The sequence below is a fragment of the Streptomyces speibonae genome (genome assembly GCF_984686075.1).
On sequence record NZ_OZ480260.1, the window covers coordinates 8,217,876 to 8,232,224 of the forward strand.

16 protein-coding genes are annotated in these 14,349 nt (G+C 71.3%); 7 read left to right on the forward strand and 9 right to left on the reverse strand.

All coding sequences use genetic code 11. From position 1 onward, the window contains the following. Positions 1-4: 4 nt before the first annotated feature. A complete protein-coding gene (locus tag AC5L3C_RS36675; protein WP_493653464.1) occupies positions 5-1,543 on the reverse strand; it encodes a hypothetical protein in 1,539 nt (512 codons plus the stop codon). 261 nt (positions 1,544-1,804) lie between these two features. Between AC5L3C_RS36675 and AC5L3C_RS36680 the strand changes: the two genes are divergently transcribed. Then, entirely contained in the window at positions 1,805-2,674 is an 870-nt protein-coding gene (locus AC5L3C_RS36680) for a peptidoglycan-binding protein (RefSeq protein WP_493653465.1), read from the forward strand. A 31-nt stretch (positions 2,675-2,705) separates the two neighbouring features. On the opposite strand, the gene AC5L3C_RS36685 is transcribed toward AC5L3C_RS36680, so the two are convergent. Next, positions 2,706-3,230 carry a GNAT family N-acetyltransferase gene (locus AC5L3C_RS36685; RefSeq protein ID WP_493653467.1) on the reverse strand — a complete coding sequence of 175 codons (525 nt, stop codon included), beginning with the start codon at positions 3,228-3,230 and terminating at the stop codon, positions 2,706-2,708. A 72-nt stretch (positions 3,231-3,302) separates the two neighbouring features. Between AC5L3C_RS36685 and AC5L3C_RS36690 the strand changes: the two genes are divergently transcribed. After that, positions 3,303-3,896, forward strand: coding sequence for a TetR/AcrR family transcriptional regulator (locus AC5L3C_RS36690; RefSeq protein WP_493653468.1), 594 nt, complete (start codon positions 3,303-3,305; stop codon positions 3,894-3,896). On the opposite strand, the gene AC5L3C_RS36695 is transcribed toward AC5L3C_RS36690, so the two are convergent. Beyond that, a complete protein-coding gene (locus AC5L3C_RS36695; RefSeq protein ID WP_493653469.1) occupies positions 3,897-4,898 on the reverse strand; it encodes a DUF389 domain-containing protein in 1,002 nt (333 codons plus the stop codon). It abuts the gene before it with no gap. Between the two features lie 311 nt (positions 4,899-5,209). On the opposite strand from AC5L3C_RS36695, the gene AC5L3C_RS36700 reads away from it, so the two are divergent. Continuing rightward, positions 5,210-5,929 (forward strand): dienelactone hydrolase family protein, encoded by a 720-nt coding sequence (locus AC5L3C_RS36700; RefSeq protein WP_493653470.1) that lies wholly within the window; start codon positions 5,210-5,212, stop codon positions 5,927-5,929. Between the two features lie 133 nt (positions 5,930-6,062). After that, positions 6,063-6,986, forward strand: coding sequence for a GNAT family N-acetyltransferase (locus tag AC5L3C_RS36705; protein WP_493653472.1), 924 nt, complete (start codon positions 6,063-6,065; stop codon positions 6,984-6,986). On the opposite strand, the gene AC5L3C_RS36710 is transcribed toward AC5L3C_RS36705, so the two are convergent. The 5 genes from AC5L3C_RS36710 to ctaD all read right to left on the reverse strand — a co-directional run bounded on the left by AC5L3C_RS36710 (position 6,968) and on the right by ctaD (position 10,573). After that, positions 6,968-7,495 (reverse strand): DUF488 domain-containing protein, encoded by a 528-nt coding sequence (locus tag AC5L3C_RS36710; protein WP_493653473.1) that lies wholly within the window; start codon positions 7,493-7,495, stop codon positions 6,968-6,970. The two genes, AC5L3C_RS36705 and AC5L3C_RS36710, sit on opposite strands and share 19 nt — an antisense overlap. A 9-nt stretch (positions 7,496-7,504) precedes the next feature. Beyond that, positions 7,505-8,005, reverse strand: a complete 501-nt coding sequence (locus tag AC5L3C_RS36715; RefSeq protein WP_493653475.1) for a cytochrome c oxidase assembly protein — start codon at positions 8,003-8,005, stop codon at positions 7,505-7,507. Further along, positions 8,002-8,424, reverse strand: coding sequence for a DUF2243 domain-containing protein (locus tag AC5L3C_RS36720; protein WP_493654186.1), 423 nt, complete (start codon positions 8,422-8,424; stop codon positions 8,002-8,004). The genes AC5L3C_RS36715 and AC5L3C_RS36720 overlap by 4 nt, the downstream gene beginning before the upstream one ends. A 65-nt stretch (positions 8,425-8,489) precedes the next feature. Further along, positions 8,490-8,864, reverse strand: a complete 375-nt coding sequence (locus tag AC5L3C_RS36725; RefSeq protein ID WP_493653476.1) for a hypothetical protein — start codon at positions 8,862-8,864, stop codon at positions 8,490-8,492. Further along, positions 8,861-10,573 carry an aa3-type cytochrome oxidase subunit I gene (ctaD, locus tag AC5L3C_RS36730; protein ID WP_493653478.1) on the reverse strand — a complete coding sequence of 571 codons (1,713 nt, stop codon included), beginning with the start codon at positions 10,571-10,573 and terminating at the stop codon, positions 8,861-8,863. The genes AC5L3C_RS36725 and ctaD overlap by 4 nt, the downstream gene beginning before the upstream one ends. A 224-nt stretch (positions 10,574-10,797) precedes the next feature. On the opposite strand from ctaD, the gene AC5L3C_RS36735 reads away from it, so the two are divergent. Genes AC5L3C_RS36735 through AC5L3C_RS36745 form a run of 3 tightly spaced genes read left to right on the forward strand, consistent with a single transcriptional unit; the run spans position 10,798 to position 13,571 of the window. Beyond that, positions 10,798-11,988, forward strand: a complete 1,191-nt coding sequence (locus tag AC5L3C_RS36735; RefSeq protein WP_493653479.1) for an NAD(P)/FAD-dependent oxidoreductase — start codon at positions 10,798-10,800, stop codon at positions 11,986-11,988. Positions 11,989-11,998: 10 nt separating this feature from the next. Further along, positions 11,999-12,937: a sigma-70 family RNA polymerase sigma factor gene (locus AC5L3C_RS36740; RefSeq protein ID WP_493653481.1), complete on the forward strand. Its 939-nt coding sequence runs from the start codon at positions 11,999-12,001 to the stop codon at positions 12,935-12,937. Between the two features lie 46 nt (positions 12,938-12,983). Further along, a complete protein-coding gene (locus tag AC5L3C_RS36745; RefSeq protein WP_493653483.1) occupies positions 12,984-13,571 on the forward strand; it encodes a dihydrofolate reductase family protein in 588 nt (195 codons plus the stop codon). Here the strand turns inward: AC5L3C_RS36745 and AC5L3C_RS36750 are convergent. Further along, positions 13,544-14,287, reverse strand: coding sequence for a methyltransferase domain-containing protein (locus tag AC5L3C_RS36750; protein ID WP_493653485.1), 744 nt, complete (start codon positions 14,285-14,287; stop codon positions 13,544-13,546). The two genes, AC5L3C_RS36745 and AC5L3C_RS36750, sit on opposite strands and share 28 nt — an antisense overlap. Positions 14,288-14,349: the final 62 nt, after the last annotated feature.

The window sequence follows — 14,349 nt, forward strand, 5'->3', positions numbered from 1 at the left end:
CCGGTCACTCACCGCCCCGCGCGAGCCAGTTGCTCACGGTCACGCCCGCGTCGTCGAGATACTGGGCGGTCTGCCGGCAGTAGAGGGCGGCCCCTCCCATGCTTCCGTACAGTTCGTCGCGCGGTACGACCTCGGCGAGTGCGGTGATGAGCGGCACCACCTCGAACGGGCCATGGGCCTGCTCGTTGCTCCGGAGCTGGGCGATGACGTCGAGCGTCTCGTCGCTCTTCTCCTCCGCCTTCCAGAAGTCCTTGACCCCTTCGTCCTCCCACTGTGCGGGAACCAGCTCCGCGAGACCGTCCATGAGCTCGGCCTCGCCGGCGGTTTCGAAGACGGCGCTGGTGCAGAGGGCGGCGGCCTTGCCGAGTGATTCCTTCGCCCGCTTCTGGGCGTCGGCGGCATCCTCCTGCTGGTCCTTCATCCGGGAGGTCTTCTCATCGAGCTCCTTCTCCGCCTCGGACCGGTCCTGTTGTGACGTCGCCGGGTCGCTGATCTTCTTCAGCAGGGCGCTGACCTGCTCCGTGGTCTCGGCGAGCTGTTCTCGTGCGTCGTCCGGCGTCCTTTGGTCGTGCATGATGTCGGAGGAGGAGCTCACCCACACCAGGGTTCGTTGGGTTTTCCGCTGCGTGCCCGGACTCTGTGAGGGACGGTCGCTCGCGGGTGTGTTGCCGTTGGCCCTCGCGTGGTGGAAATGCGACGCGGCCTCGTTCGTGTTCCTCAGTGACGCGATCAGCGCGTCCCGGACGTCCGGCGGTGTCTCAGGATCGCAGATGACATCCAGCAAGGATGTCGTCCGTTTGGTCACCAGAATGAGCGTGGACCGTTCTTCGGGCGGTACCTCGGGGTCACTGAAGGCTTCGAGTGACGACGTGACCTCCTTGACGACGGCGGTCAGCTCTTCGCGCAACTCGGCAGGGGTGTCCGGGTCACTGATGACGTTCAGCGCGGTGGACAGATGTTCCGCGCTCTCGATGACGCCCTGCCGGTCCTGGGGCAGTGTCTCCGCACTGTCGGTTGCGGCGACGATGTCGATCAGCGCGTCCACGGTCCCCACGAGCTCCTCCGGGACGCGTTCCTTCATCTCGGAGAGGGCCGCCGTCGTCCGGTCGGCGGCCGCACCCTGCTCCTGAGTGGGTTCGGGTGTTCGGCCCCCAGTGGTGTCGGAGTCCGTCGGCCGCGTGGTGCCGGAGGTCTCGTCCGCCGGCGAGGAGGGCGAAGTCGTGGGGTCCGTCGGTTCGTCCGAACCGGGCGCTGGGGAGTCCTCCGAGGGGGAGGGGGAAGGCGTGTCCGGTTCCGTCGGCCCGGTCGGTTCCGTGGGCGGGGGAGACGGCGGGGCGTCCGTGGTCCGAGCCGGCACGCCCGACGTCCCCGCGTCGGCACCGGAGGTGTCCGCCGCCGCGACGGACAGACCGGCCGGCAGCGCCAGCGCCGCGGCGAGCAGTGAAGCGCCTGCCGCGCGGAGGGCACGCAGCCGGGACACGCGGGTGCCCGAACTCACCGCCCTCATCACCGCGGACCCCCGCCGCTTTCGGTTTTCGGCCATCGTCCTCTCCTCTTCCTCCGGCACGACGGCGGCATACCGCCGACCGGGCAGGGGGCTCGAGCGAACCGCGCGGGGGCAGAGAACACGAAGGGCGAGAGAAGGGCGGTGGCCACGAACCACGCTGACACCAGGCCCTCTTCACACCACGCTACGACGCTGGGGAGGGGGCGGCAAACGCTACGACGTGCGGAAACGAGGCACCGGACGCATCGTGGGAAGAGGGGGTGCCCGTCGGGGGTGCGACCAGCGAAGGGGGCCGTCATGCCCCAGCCATGGATGCCTCGAGCGCTCAGGGCGGACGTCGGCGACCACGCCCCGTGCGACACCGCGTTTCCGGCGAAGGCGATCGCGCACATCACGGCGGACCGGGAGGCCACAGCCCAAGCGCCCCTGGATCTGGTTCCGTTCGCCAACCTCAAGGGATTCTTCACCGGCAGCGGCAAGGGCCGGGCCCCGCACGTCCTCTGGGACCCCTTCACCGGGGCGTTCGCGCAGTTCTTCCCGGCCACCTCACGCAGCAAAGCCCTGGCCGACGCACCCGGTGGCACGCGTACCAACCGGGCCGGCAAGGCCGTCATCCAGATCGAGGCCCTGTTATTCCCACACTGCCGCGTCGGCGGCCATGTGTTCGCGAGGCTGGTCGACACCCCTTGCAGGGGGTGGGACGACCTCCACGCATGGATCAGCTCCTGGGACGTACCGGACGTGTGGCCCATGGGCCGCCCGACGTCCCTGTCCCGCAACACATGTCCGGCAGACCGGTGGAAGGCCGAGGGCGGGTGGTACGCCCACGCCCATGTCCCGGAGAACGACCACGTCGACCCCGGCTCCTGGCCGGCGTTCGCCTCCGTGCCCCCCGAACCCCCTTCCGCGGAGCCCCGGTTCGAGCCGTTCCCCGGCACGTCGTTCTTCCGGAGCGGGCGCAGGTCGCCGGTCATCGCGCACATGCACGGGCGGCTCGTCGCCGAGGACTGCGACCGGTACACGTCCCACACCGGCATCGACGTGTGGGGAGCGGGCGACGTGCGGTCGTATGCGGCCTGGCAGCAGAAGCTCGGCTTCGAGGGGCCCGCCGCCGACGGCGTCCCCGGCCGTCTCAGCTGGGACAGGCTGAAGGTCCCCGACGTCTGAGTCCTGCCAGGACAGCCATCGTGGGCGGCGCTCAGCGTGCCGTTGTCCCCTGGAGGTCCAGGGTCCAGGTCTGGCTGGTGAGATCGTGGCCGAAGCTGTGGTGGGGTGCTTCGTCGACGAGGACGAACCCGAAGCCCTCGTAGATCCTGCGCGCGGACACCAGGTTGTCGTTGGTCCACAGCGTCACCCGCCGGTAGCCGGCCTCGCGGGCGAAGGAGAGGGACTGCCGGACGAGCCGGGTGCCGAGTCCGAGGCCCCGGGCGTCCGGGGTGACGAGCAGGACCCGCAGCCTGGCCTCCTCGGGCCGGTCGCCGGCGACGAGGAGGACGCAGCCCGCGCGTTCGCCGTCGACCTCCGCGATCCACGCGGCTTCCGTGGCCGGGGAGTGCGCCGTGGCGTAGTCGGCGACGATCCTGGCGACCAGGGCCTCGAAGTCGGTGTTCCAGCCGAACTGCCGCTCGTAGAGCTCGCCGTGGGCCATGACGACCCAGCCCAGGTCGCCGGCCCGGTCCGCACGGCGGATCCGGATCCGCCGCTCATCGGCTTCCTCGCACATCGAGCACTCTCCGCAGTGATGTGTCGCAATCGGTTACTGACACGGTCGTGTCAGTCCCTTTAGGCTAGGCGCGTGTCCCCGAGAACCGCAAACCCCTCCGCCCGCCGGACCGAACTCCTCGAGGCCTCCTACCGGTATGTGCTCACGCACGGACTGGCCGATCTGTCGCTGCGTCCCCTGGCCGAGGCCGTCGGCTCCAGCACGCGCGTGCTGATGTTCCTGTTCGGCAACAAGGACGGACTCGTACGGGCGCTCCTGGAGCGGGCCCGCGCCGACGAGCTCACGCTCCTGGCGCGGCTGCGGCGGGCCGGCCGCCCCGTGGGGCTGCGCGCGGCAGCGGAGCAGGTGTGGCAGTGGCTCGCGGCCGCAGAGCACCGCCCGCTGCTGCGCCTGTGGGCCGAGGCATACGCCCGCTCCCTCGTCGAGCCGGACGGCCCCTGGGCGGGTTTCGCCCGGGCCACCGTCACCGACTGGCTCGACGTTCTGGCGGCCTGCCAGCCGCCCCCCGAACGGGGGACCGCGGACGGCGCCGTCCGCCGCACGCTGACCCTCGCGGTCCTGCGCGGCGCCCTGCTCGACCTGCTCGCCACCGACGACGAGCCCAGGGTGACCGCCGCCGTCCACCGCCAACTGGTCCTCCTCGGCGAGGACCCCGGCACCGGATGACTAGTCGCCGACCGTCCCCGCGTCGGTGCGCCGGCCACGCACCACGTCCACCACGACGGGGACGCCGTCCGGGACCTGTCCCTCGAGCCGGTCGAGCAGCAGCGGAAGCGGAGGGATCTCGCCCGGTGTGCGGATGTGGATGTGCAGGGTCCGGGATGCCGCGTCCACACGGGTGACGGACGCGCCCGGCTCGTCGGCGAGCCACTGCTGTGCCGCATGCTTCGCCCGGTGGGTCCAGGAGTTGAGCAGCAGCGTCACCACGGTGTTGGCCGTCAGCGGGATGACCACCGCGGCGAACAGCACGGCCATGGCGACATAGCTCCGCCGGGCGGGCCGTCCGGCCGTCGCGCCGTCCTCGGCGCCGTAGCCGAGGGCGGCGAAGACCACCATCCCGCCGAAGACCAGCGCGAAGAGGTTGGAGACGAAGAGCACCAGCGCGCCGAGCGCGAGCCAGCCCGACAGCCGGCCCAGACACACCCCGGTCACCACCAGCGGCGGAACCAGCGAAATGGCGATCGCCACCCCGGGAAGGACGGCGGCGACGTCCCGCCGGGCCAGAGCCACCGCGCCGGCGAGACCGGTCGCCAGCGCGGCCACCAGGTCCATCAGCCCCGGCGACGTCCGTGAGGCGATCTGGCTGTTGGACAGCAGATCGTAGCCGCTCGGGAGGACCGTCGAGAACGCCATGCCGATCGCGATCACCAGGGCGGCACCGAAGAGGACGACCCGGGCCGATCCGGTGCGTCGGCGCTGCACGGAGCCCAGCGCGACGCCCATGATCGGCGTCGACAGCGGCGCGATGATCATCGCGCCGATCACGGTGGCCGTCGAGTCCGTCAGCACCCCGGCGGCCGCGATGGCCGAGGACAGCGTCAGCATGGTCCAGAAGGCCGAACGCTTGGAGGTGGTGTCCCCGGACGACAGGTCCAGGTCCTCGGCCAGTTCGTCCAGTGAGCGACGCTGGGAGGCCGGCAGAACACGGGCGCGAACCTTGCTGATCACGAGCCCAAATCAACCACGGCCACCACGGCATCGGCGGGCATGACACGGGCGTGCGCCCCGTCAGCGGGTGCGTGGAGTGGCCAAACCGGTTGCGTAGGCGCGGACGACGAGTTGGGCGCGGCCGCGGGTGCCGAAAATCGCTGGGCGCACCACGGCCGCCCCTGCTACCTTCCCGGTGGCCGTGCACGACGACGAGGAGGTGGTACCCGTGAACGTTTCGACATGGGTGCTCCCCTCCGGGGTCACGGTCGGACGGTAAGCCCTGAGCCGTCCGGGAGCGCCGTTCCAGAGCACTCCCGGAAGGCACGATCATGCGCTTCACCTCCGGACACCGCCTCGACGGCGACGTCCTCGAACGCGAATTCACCCTCGGCGAGATCCCCGGCACCCTGTGGACGCCCGCAACCGCGCCCGCGCCGCTGATCCTCACGGCCCACAACAACGGCCTGCCCAAGCGGGACCCCCGCCTGGTGGCCCGGGCCCGCCGGTCCGCGGCGCACGGCTACGCGGTGGCCGCCATCGACAGCGCCGGGTGCGGCGACCGGCCCCGCTCGGCCGCCGACGAACGGGCCCGCGCGGCACTCCGCCGGGCGCTGCAAGCCGGCGAGCCGGCCGACGACCTCTTCGAGTCCCTCGTCGGCCCGCTGGTCGACAGGGCGGTCCCGGAATGGCGGACCACGCTGGACGCCCTCCTCACGCTGCCGGAGATCGACGGCCCGGTCGGGTACTCCGGGTGGACCGCCGTCGGTATCCGGCTGGCGGCGGTCGAGCCGCGGATCGCGGCCGCCGGCTTCTTCGCCGGGGGCTATGTGCCCCGCGCCCAGCGCGAGGAGGCCCGGCACGTGACCGTCCCGCTGCTGTTCCTGCTCCAGTGGGACGACGAGGGCAACCCCCGGCAGCGGGCCCTGGACCTGTTCGACGCCTTCGGCACAGAAGAGAAGACGCTGCACGCCAACCTCGGCGGACACACCGGCACCCCGTGGTTCGAGGTCGAGGACGGCAACCGGTTCTTCGACCGCCACCTCAAGTAGGACCGGGGCCGGGCCACCCACTCCCACCGCCCGTACCGCGGGCCTCCCCCCACCAGGGCGGAGGCCCGCCTCCGCCCGGGCCCCGGCCTGTTCCAGTGGGTCACCCGGCATCAGGGATCAGGGATCATGAAGCATGCTCCCGGACGACTGGCACTTCACCCACGACATCGACGGCTTTCTCGATCGGGCCGGGCACTTCCTCCGCTCGCGCCCCGCCCTGCACAACACGGTCCTCACGGACATCGAGAAGCTGCGCACCGGCACGGCACACCCGCTCGGCCCCGAAGCAACCCTCCTCGGCAGGCTCGAGCAGGACGGCGAGGTCCGCGCGGTCTGCTACGCGACGCTCGGGGGCCGCCTGGGCCTCACCCCTCTCTCCGCGCCCCGGGCCGACACCCTCGCGGCCCACCTGGTGCGCCTCGGGCAGCGCCCCTCCCACGTCATAGCGGACCACGGCACCGCCGGCGCCTTCGCCGAGTCCTGGCAGCGGCACACCGGCGCGGCGCAGGCCGCCTTCTGGCGGACCCACCTGTACCGCCTCGGTACCCTCACTCCGCCGCGGCCACGACCGGAGGGCCGGGGCCGTCGTACCGGCGCAGAGGACCGTGAGCACGTCATCCGCTGGTGCCGGGAGTTCTGCGTCGAGGTCGGGGAACAGCGCTCGATCGACCTGATCGACGCCGGTGCCTGGGACGACTCGCGCTTCGGCGACCGGCACTTCACCTTCTGGGAGACCCCGGACGGCACCCCCGTCTCCATGGGGGCCATGACGTCGAACACCGGCGGCATGGTCCGCGTGGACCCCGTCTACACCCCGGTCCGCTTCCGGGGCCACGGCTATGCGGGCGCCGTCACGGCCGAGGTGAGCAGAGCGGCGCTGGCCGCGGGAGCGGCGGACGTCGTCCTGTTCACCGACCCTGCCAACCCCACCAGCAACGCCCTCTACCAACGCCTCGGGTACGTGCGCATGGCGGACTTCGCCGGACACAGGTTCTCCTACGCTCCGCTCGCCGATGCCGGCCGGGCCGACGCCGCGCATCAGTCGGGTGAGGGATAGGTCAGCGTGCCGTCGCCGACCCGGGCGTGGGGATTGAGTTCGGCAGGCTTCGACGACGTGGGCGACATGATGTGGACGACCTCCACACCGGAGACGATCAACGCGTCCGTGATCAGCCGCCGGTGACACCGCCACGGCACCGCCTCGCTGCACATGATCGCGGGCCGTTCGTGCCGGGCCAGTGCCCGCAGTTCCGCCAGCCCTTTCGCGAACTCCTCGGTGGACATGTGGTCGGCGTAGTCACGGAAGGCCTTGACCCGCCACGCCCGGTTCACGCTCGGCACGTCCTTGGGCGTATGACGACGGCCCCCCAGCTCGCGGATCCAGCGGTACGAGATGTCGGGGGGCAGGTTCTCGGCGATGGCCGACCGGTTCCACTGCGGGTACTTCCTGGACGAAGGGAAGGACCGGACGTCGACCAGACAGGTGACCCCGTTCCCGCGCAGCATGCCGAGCACCTCGTCGAAATCGCGTGTCGAGTGCCCGATGGTGAAGACCCGGTCCGCCACGTAACCTCCTCACGGCAGTCGGTCGATCGCGATCATGGCCACATCGTCCGTCAGGATCCCCTCCATGGTGCGCTCCAGCGGGAAGAAGCGGTTCTCGCGGTCGCGGGCCTCGCTCACTTCGTGCTCAGTCTGCGCGCCTGCACCGCGCCGCCGGTGAGGTAGCCGGCCGCGGTGACCAGGGCGAGGGCCGCGCGCGGCACCGGGTGGCAGCGCGTGCAGGGCCAGTGTCAGGGGACGCGCGAGGACGAGCAGCAGCGGGGCCGTCATGCCGACGGTCAGGTGCCGCACCATGTGGGCGGTGAACGGACCGCCCGGCGGCGATCCCACCGCCGCCCAGGCCAGGCACACACTTCCGGCGGTGAACGACGCGTCGCGCCACCGGGGCCAGACGTCCCCGCGGCGCCGCAAGCGCACCGCCGCCGCGAGATAGGGGACGGCCGCCAGCAGTGCGGCCACCGCCGTGACCACCCCGGCCGGCCCGGGGCCGTGGTGCGCGTGGGCCGCGGTCACGACACCGCGCCGGACCGGCCGGCACGGAGGGCGAGCGCCACCCCGGTCACCAGCAGCACCAGGCCCCCGAGGTTCCACGCCCAGTCATAGGGGGCGAGATCCACGCCGTACCGGATCTGGTGGACGCGCAGCAGTTTGTGGTCCACGACCCCGTCGAACAGCCGGAAGAGCCCCGTGCCCAGGAAGAACCCGGCCCAGGCATGAGCCGGGGCCAGGGCACGGCGCCGCCGCAGATCCGCGAAGAGGAAGAACCCGGCCACCAGGGCCAGTAGTTCGGCGGTGTGCAGCAGTCCGTCCGACAGCAGGCCCACACCGGGGGTGGAGCGGTCGTAGAAGTGGTGCCAGCCCAGGAGCTGATGGAACACGATCTCGTCCACCGCGGCCATGACCGCGGCACCGATGACCGCGCACACCACCAGCGACCCGCGCCGCTCGGGCCGCTCGGCGGCGGCCGGAACCCGCGCGGCGCCCCCGCCCCCCGCGGTCAGCGCGCCACCGCGACGGACAAGGAGCCGACACCGGCCGCGCAGCCCAGCAGGCAGCACGCCCACACGGCGTGGCGCCTGAGCAGTCTGCGCCGCAACTGCTCGTACCGTTCCTCGTACTCACTGCGCAGTTCGTCGGCCCGCTGCACCGTCGCGGCGAGCATGCGGCGCGATACGGCGATGCGGGCGGCGATGTAGTGACGCGTCAGTTCCTCCGTCTGCGCGGCGGTCAGCCAGGGCAGCGCGGCGCACAGGTTCTGCGCCTCCCGGCCCGCCTCCGTCCAGTGCGTCCGCGCCATCAGGTAGCCCTCCGCCTCGGCCCCCAGCCGCGCGGCGGTGTCGGCGGGCGGACGGCGGGCGTCACCCCTGGTCATCTCCGGTCGCCCTTGTGGCCGCCGGTGTCCAGTGCGTCGCGCTGCCCGGTGGTCTCCGCCTGGTCCAGGCCGGAGACCCAGGGGTGGTGAAGATCGAAGGCGGGCGACTCGGACCGGACCTTGGGCAGGGTGACGAAGTTGTGCCGGGGCGGTGGGCAGGAGGTCGCCCACTCCAGGGAACGTCCGTACCCCCAGGGGTCGTCGACCTCGACGCGCTGTCCGGTCTTCGCGGTCTTCCAGACGTTGTAGAGGAAGGGCAGGGTCGACAGACCGAGCAGGAACGCGCCGATGGAGGACACGGTGTTGAGGGCCGTGAAGCCGTCCGCCCGGAGGTAGTCGGCGTAGCGGCGGGGCATGCCCTCGGCGCCGAGCCAGTGCTGGATGAGGAACGTGGTGTGGAAGCCCACGAAGAGGGTCCAGAAGTGGATGTACTCGAGACGGGTGCCGAGCATGGTGCCGGTCATCTTCGGCCACCAGAAGCTGAATCCGCCGAACATCGCGAACACGATCGTGCCGAACAGCACGTAGTGGAAGTGGGCGACGATGAAGTAGCTGTCGTGGACGTGGAAGTCCAACGGGGGTGAGGCGATCAGCACGCCGGTCAGCCCGCCGAAGAGGAAGGTGACCAGGAATCCGATCGCCCACAGCATGGGAGGTTCGAAGGACAGGGAGCCCTTCCACATGGTGCCGATCCAGTTGAAGAACTTCACGCCGGTCGGGACGGCGATGAGGAAACTCATGAAGGAGAAGAACGGCAGCAGCACGGCGCCGGTGGCGAACATGTGATGCGCCCAGACGGTGGAGGACAGACCGGTGATGGCGATCGTGGCACCGACGAGACCCATGTAGCCGAAGATCGGCTTGCGGGAGAACACCGGGATGATCTCGCTGATCACACCGAAGAACGGCAGGGCGAGAATGTAGACCTCGGGGTGGCCGAAGAACCAGAACAGGTGCTGCCACAGGACCGGCCCGCCGTTCGCCGCGTCGAAGATGTGCGCGCCGAACTTCCGGTCGGCCTCCAGCGCGAGCAGGGCGGCGGCCAGCACGGGGAAGGCCAGCAGCACGAGAACCGAGGTGAGCAGCACGTTCCAGGTGAAGATCGGCATCCGGAACATCGTCATGCCGGGGGCGCGCATGCAGATGATGGTGGTGATGAAGTTGACCGAGCCGAGGATCGTGCCGAATCCCGCCAGCGCCAGCCCCATGATCCACAGGTCGCCGCCGATCTGAGGGGTGCGGTCGATGCCGCTGAGCGGCGTATAGGCGGTCCACCCGTAGTCGGCCGAGCCGTCCGGGGTGAGGAAACTGCCCATCACGATCAGCCCGCCGAGGGCGAACAGCCAGTACGAGAGCATGTTCAGCCGGGGGAACGCCACGTCGGGGGACCCGATCTGCAGGGGCATGATCGCGTTGGCGAACCCGGCGAACGTCGGCGTCGCGAACAACAGCAGCATGATCGTGCCGTGCATCGTGAACGCCTGGTTGTACTGCTCGTTGGACAGGATCTGAAGGCCCGGTCGCGCCAGCTCCGCACGGATCGCCATGGCGAGAATGCCGCCGATCAGGAAGAAGCCGAACGACGTGATGAGGTAGAGGTGGCCGATCTTCTTGTGATCGGTGGTGGTCAGCCAGGAGACCACCACGTGGCCCCGTCCCCGGCGCTCGGCCACGGGTACCGGAGCCACCGGCTCGGTGTGGGTCGCCATCACAGTCCTCACTCACTAGCGGCACAGCGTTCATCCGGCTGGGTGGACGGTATGCCGACCCACCAGCGGCCACGCGCATACGGAGCGCCTTTGTGGGCCGAGCGGCCGCATGCTCCAGTCGTCCGGGTGACAACCCATCCGTGACCGGGGTCACATCCGGGTGCTGTCAGGAATCGCGTGGCGGTCTCGTTCAAGGGGCACGCGAACGAGACAGGAGCAGTGTCATGAAGCACCGCATCGTCGTCCTGGGTGCCGGATACGCCGGAGCCTTCGCCGCCGGGAACCTGGCCCGTCGGCTCTCGCCGGCCGACACCGACATCACCGTCGTCAACGCCGTGCCCGACTTCGTCGAGCGGATGCGCCTCCACCAGCTCGCGACCGGACAGGCCGTCCCCTCCCGCAGGCTCGCCGACGTGTTCGCGGGCACCGGGGTGCGGCTGCGCGTGGCACGGGTGACCGGCATCGACCCCGGCCGCAGGACCGTCGCCGTCACCGACGAGGCGGGCGACGGCGAGCTCACCTACGACACCCTTCTCTACGCGCTCGGCAGCTCCGTCGCCCACCACGGAGTCCCCGGCGTGGCCGATCACGCCTTCGACGTGACGGGCCGGCCCTCCGCGCTGCGGCTGCGCGAGCACCTCGCCGGGCTGAAGGAGGGCGGCACCGTCCTGGTCGTCGGCGAGGGGCTGACCGGCATCGAGACCGCCACCGAGTTCGCCGAATCCCGGCCCGACCTCTCGGTCGCGCTCGCCGCCCGTGAGGAGCCGGGTGCCTGGCTCTCCCCGAAGGCACGCCTGCACCTGCGGCAGGCGTTCGAGCGGCTCGGCATCACCGTCCACGAACACACCCGCATCACCGCCGTCGAGCCGGGCCGGGCGGTCGCGGCCGACGGCACCTCCGTCCCGGCCGACGCGACCGTGTGGGCGGCGGGGTTCGCCGTGCACCCCATCGCCGCCGCCGCCGGACTGGAGGTCGCGGAGAACGGCCAAATCGTGGTCGACGGCTCGATGCGCTCGGTCTCCCACCCGGACATCTACGCCGCCGGTGACAGCGCCTACGCCATCGGAGAGAACGGCCGGCCCCTGCCCATGTCCTGCGCCTCGGCCGGCTTCACCAACATGCAGGCGACCGCCGCGATCATCGCCCGCCTGACGGGCCGAGAGGCCCCGGTGACCGGGCTGAAGTACTACGGCAACCACATCAGCCTCGGACGACGGGACGCGATCTTCCAGATGGTGGACGGCGACGCCCGGTCGAAGAGCTGGTTCCTACGCGGCCGGACCGCCGCCCGGCTCAAGTCGGGCGTGCTCACGGGGGCGGGGTGGGGCATCGCCCACCCGACCTTCGGGATGCCGAAGCGCAGGCGCCGACTGGCGGCCGCCGACGAGCGCGCCGGTGTGAGGGCCGCCGCCTAGGCTGTCCCGCATGGACGTCGCAGCCATCGATCGCTTCGAGGCCGGCCGGCCACGGCTGGCCTCGCTGGCGTACCGCCTGCTCGGTTCCGCTGCGGACGCGGAGGACGCCGTGCAGGACGCGTTCCTGCGCTGGCAGGCCGCCGACCGGGAGCGGATCGAGGTGCCGGAGGCATGGCTGACCAAGGTGGTCACCAACCTCTGCCTCGACCGGCTCCGCTCGGCGCAGGCACGCCACGAGCGCGCGGCGGGTGCCTGGCTGCCCGAACCGCTGCTGGACGGCGACCCGATGCTCGGCCCCGCCGACACCGCCGAGCGGCGCGAGTCGGTGTCCCTGGCCGTACTGATTCTGCTGGAGCGTCTCTCACCGGTCGAGCGTGCCGTCTACGTCCTGCGCGAGGCGTTCTCGTACAGCCACGCCGAGATCGCCCGGATCCTCGACCTCAGCGAGTCCGCGAGCCAGCAGCACCTGCACCGGGCCCGGACCCGGGTCACCGCCGAGCGCCACCGCGGAGGCGAAGCCGACCCCGCGTCCGCGCGCCGGGTCGTCGAGGAGTTCCTGGCCGCTGCCACGTCGGGGCGCACCGAACGGCTGGTGGCGCTGCTCACCGACGACGTGACGGCGGTCTCGGACGGCGCCGGACTGAGCACGCGGATCCTGCGGTACCGGACACGCGAACGGGTCGCTTCCCTCGTGCAGGGCGGCTTCAAGCCCACGCAGGCCAAGCGGCGGCTGGCGGGCGGCACCCTCGCGATGCACATCGCATGGGTGAACGGCAGCCCGGCCGTCGTCGCCGTGGTCGACGAGAAGGTCGTGGGTGTCGTGGCGTTCGAAGTGAGCGAGGGCAGGGTTTCCTCCGTGCACGGCATCGCCGCCGCGGCCCGGCTCTCGCGCGTCAACGAGTTCTGGCACCGGTACGAACCGGATGCGCCGGTCATCAGCGCATGGTGACCGGGCGGCGCCGTACGGTCGGGGCCACTACCGAGGAGGACGGCCGATGCGCAGCGTGACCTATTCCATGAACATCTCACTCGACGGCTACATCGTCGGGCCGGACGGCTCCTTCGACTGGTCCGAGCCAGCCCCGGAGGTGTTCCGCCACTGGATCGACGAGATCCGGCGGGTCGACGTCCACCTGCTGGGACGACGGCTGTACGAGACGATGCTCTACTGGGAGACCGCCGAGCAGGAGGGCTCGCTCGACGACGCGGAGCGCGAGTGGGCCGCGCTGTGGAATCCGCTTCCGAAGGTGGTGTTCTCCACCACCTTGTCCGAGGTGCGGGGCAAGGCCGCCCGTCTGGCCTCCGGCGGGGTGGCGCAGGAGATCGAGCGGCTGCGGGCCGAGCCGGGGGAGGGCGAGATCGCGATCGGTGGTGCGACGCTCGCCGCCCAGGCGGCCGCGGCGGGGCTGATCGACGAGTACCGGGCCGTCGTGTACCCCGTGCTGGTCGGCGGTGGTATTCCGTTCTTCCCCCGGGACGAACGCCGGGTGGACCTCGAACTCGTCGAGACCCGCACCTTCGCTTCGCGGTTCGTCCTCCTGCGCTACCGCACCGCTCAGAGTTCGGAGACGACGAGCCGGTAACCCACGTCGATGGTGTCGCGCGTCCGCAGGCCGGCGTAGCGGGAGTGCCAGCGGCCGCTCGCCAGGTCGGCGTCGAGCCGGGCCAGTCCCGGCGCGAGTGCGGTGTCACCGGTCTGGGCCAGCATCGAGATGCCGGCGAGCACCTGGGGGTCGAGGTAGCAGTGCGGGCGGCGCCAGTAGGCGGCGGCGAACCCGTCGACGCAGTCGTGGGGGATACGGACCGGCTCCTGGCGGCCGCCCCCGAGCAGGCCGAGCAACCGGTCGACCGGGACGGCGCGGGTGTCGTCGAAGGCGGCGGCCTCCGGGAGATAGTCGCGGACCAGCCAGAATCGCTCCCGGAACACGTGCTGGTCCCATGTCAGGACGACGATGCGGCGGCGGGCGACCCTGCGCAGTTCCCGCAGCCCGGCCGCCAGGTCGCTCCAGTGGTGGATGGTGAGCAGTGCCATGACGGCATCGGCCGCGGCGGAGGGAAGCGGGAGACGTTCCGCGACCGCCTGCACGGCCGGTGCCGCGCCCTGCGGCCGCTGGGCGATCATGACCCGGCTGGCCTCGACGGCGAGGACCGTACCCGGCGGCTCGTAGGAACCCGCCCCCGCGCCGACGTTGATCACATCTGCGGCGTCTCCCAGCGCGCCGTGGATCTGTGCGGCGATCCGTGGATCCGGCAGGCGTGTCCTGGCGTAGGTCGTGCCGAGCGTGTCATAGGTGGCCACGGCAGCCAGTATGCGGGGCCCGCCGGGTCACGGGCCCGGCTGTCGCAGAAGTCGTACCGGTG

Excerpts from the sequence above, each read along its gene's own strand:
- AC5L3C_RS36675 (WP_493653464.1), bottom strand. The coding sequence starts at position 1,543 with ATGGCCGAAAACCGAAAGCGGCGGGGGTCCGCGGTGATGAGGGCGGTG.
- AC5L3C_RS36680 (WP_493653465.1), top strand. The coding sequence starts at position 1,805 with ATGCCCCAGCCATGGATGCCTCGAGCGCTCAGGGCGGACGTCGGCGAC.
- AC5L3C_RS36685 (WP_493653467.1), bottom strand. The coding sequence starts at position 3,230 with ATGTGCGAGGAAGCCGATGAGCGGCGGATCCGGATCCGCCGTGCGGAC.
- AC5L3C_RS36700 (WP_493653470.1), top strand. The coding sequence starts at position 5,210 with ATGCGCTTCACCTCCGGACACCGCCTCGACGGCGACGTCCTCGAACGC.
- AC5L3C_RS36705 (WP_493653472.1), top strand. The coding sequence starts at position 6,063 with ATGCTCCCGGACGACTGGCACTTCACCCACGACATCGACGGCTTTCTC.
- AC5L3C_RS36725 (WP_493653476.1), bottom strand. The coding sequence starts at position 8,864 with ATGACCAGGGGTGACGCCCGCCGTCCGCCCGCCGACACCGCCGCGCGG.
- ctaD (WP_493653478.1), bottom strand. The coding sequence starts at position 10,573 with ATGGCGACCCACACCGAGCCGGTGGCTCCGGTACCCGTGGCCGAGCGC.
- AC5L3C_RS36735 (WP_493653479.1), top strand. The coding sequence starts at position 10,798 with ATGAAGCACCGCATCGTCGTCCTGGGTGCCGGATACGCCGGAGCCTTC.
- AC5L3C_RS36740 (WP_493653481.1), top strand. The coding sequence starts at position 11,999 with ATGGACGTCGCAGCCATCGATCGCTTCGAGGCCGGCCGGCCACGGCTG.
- AC5L3C_RS36745 (WP_493653483.1), top strand. The coding sequence starts at position 12,984 with ATGCGCAGCGTGACCTATTCCATGAACATCTCACTCGACGGCTACATC.